Here is a 621-nt window from a genome sequence, read left to right on the forward strand (position 1 = left end):
AACGCGTGTTAAAGGCAAACTTGGCGTTGCCGGCACATCATTTGGTGACCTTTACCTGGGGCAATGTGAGTGAAATTGACCGGGAATCGGGCTTGGTGGCGATTAAACCGTCAGGAGTGGACTATGAGAGCATGACGGCGGACGATATCGTGCTTGTGGATTTAGCCGGCAACAAAGTGTGGGGCGAGAAAAAGCCGTCGTCGGACACCGCAACGCATTTAGCGTTGTATCGTCAGTTTGAGGAAATCGGCGGTATCGTCCATACCCATTCACGCCATGCTACCGTTTGGGCGCAAGCAGGCGAAGGTTTGATAGCTGCCGGCACCACGCATGCGGATTATTTTTACGGTGAAATTCCTTGTACGCGGAAAATGACGGAAGCGGAAATCAAGGGCGATTATGAGCTAGAAACGGGAAATGTGATTATTGAGACCTTCCAACAGCGGGGCATCGCCCCCCTGGACATCCCGGCAGTGCTGGTGCATTCACACGGTCCGTTTGCTTGGGGAACGGACGGCGATAATGCGGTACATAATGCGGTGGTGTTGGAAGAAATCGCGTATATGAACCTGTTCGCCCGCCAGTTAAACCCGAACCTAGCGCCGATGCAACAGGCTCTGC

General features: G+C 53.5%; 1 protein-coding gene. It reads left to right on the forward strand.

Annotation, left to right across the window (positions count from 1 at the left end; all coding sequences use genetic code 11):
• A partial coding sequence (locus BN3349_RS11945) for an L-ribulose-5-phosphate 4-epimerase (protein WP_040977603.1) occupies positions 1-621 on the forward strand: 621 nt, incomplete at both ends.

The sequence above is a fragment of the Necropsobacter massiliensis genome (assembly GCF_000827595.2).
Taxonomy (GTDB): Bacteria; Pseudomonadota; Gammaproteobacteria; order Enterobacterales; family Pasteurellaceae; genus Necropsobacter; species Necropsobacter massiliensis.